Source organism: Candidatus Caldatribacterium sp. (genome assembly GCA_014359405.1).
Taxonomy (GTDB): domain Bacteria; phylum Atribacterota; class Atribacteria; order Atribacterales; family Caldatribacteriaceae; genus Caldatribacterium; species Caldatribacterium oleiphilum.
The window spans coordinates 1-682 of the sequence record JACIZN010000125.1; the positions used below are offsets into that span (position 1 = coordinate 1).

The 682-nt window shown below is 55.3% G+C and carries 1 protein-coding gene; it reads left to right on the forward strand.

Annotation, left to right across the window (positions count from 1 at the left end; all coding sequences use genetic code 11):
* Nucleotides 1-168 precede the first annotated feature (168 nt).
* On the forward strand, nt 169-648 hold the full coding sequence (locus H5U36_08795; GenBank protein ID MBC7218214.1) for a hypothetical protein: 480 nt from the start codon (nt 169-171) through the stop codon (nt 646-648).
* Nucleotides 649-682: the final 34 nt, after the last annotated feature.

Here is a 682-nt window from a genome sequence, read left to right on the forward strand (position 1 = left end):
ATACATCCTGAAGATCCTCGAGAAGCTCGAGTAGGACTTCGAGAAGCTCGAGGAGCGGATGCTTTGTGTGGAGAGGGAAATCGCCTCCCTCAAGGTCTGGTACGGGGTTTTTTCCTTTGTCGTTCCCTCGATGCTTCTTGCCATCATTTTGCGGGGGTTGAAGCTCGAATGACAAGGACAGGGTTCTTTTTCCGGGAATTCCTGGGGGCAATTCTTCGGGACTTGCTCTTTATCCTTTCGGGGGAGAATGAGTGCTTAGACCTCTCCACCTTCCCCTTCCCCGGGGAGATACGGACGATTGAGCGCATCGCCAAGAGGTACTTCGACTGCGAGGCCTGCAGGAGCTACCTCTACCCCGTCCGCCCCTGCGCTTTAGTCTTTGCCATCCGGAGTGCTGAACGGGGGCGCAAGGGCTTTGAGTTTGGGGTTGTGGCGGCAAAGAACACAGACCTTGCGACACAAGCGGAGTGGGCCTGCGCCACCGTGAAAAAGAACTTCGAGCGCTTCAGGGAAAGCGGCGAGGAGGACTTCATCGCTTTTCTCGGGAAACGCTGGGCTCCCATTGGGGCAGAGAACGATCCCGAGGGGCTCAACCGCTTTTGGGTGGACAACGTGAAGTTCTTTTACCACAAGTACCTGAGGAGGTAAAGGATGTTCCTTGACGTTCTCTTCCTCTTCCTAT

Excerpts from the sequence above, each read along its gene's own strand:
- H5U36_08795 (MBC7218214.1), top strand. The coding sequence starts at position 169 with ATGACAAGGACAGGGTTCTTTTTCCGGGAATTCCTGGGGGCAATTCTT.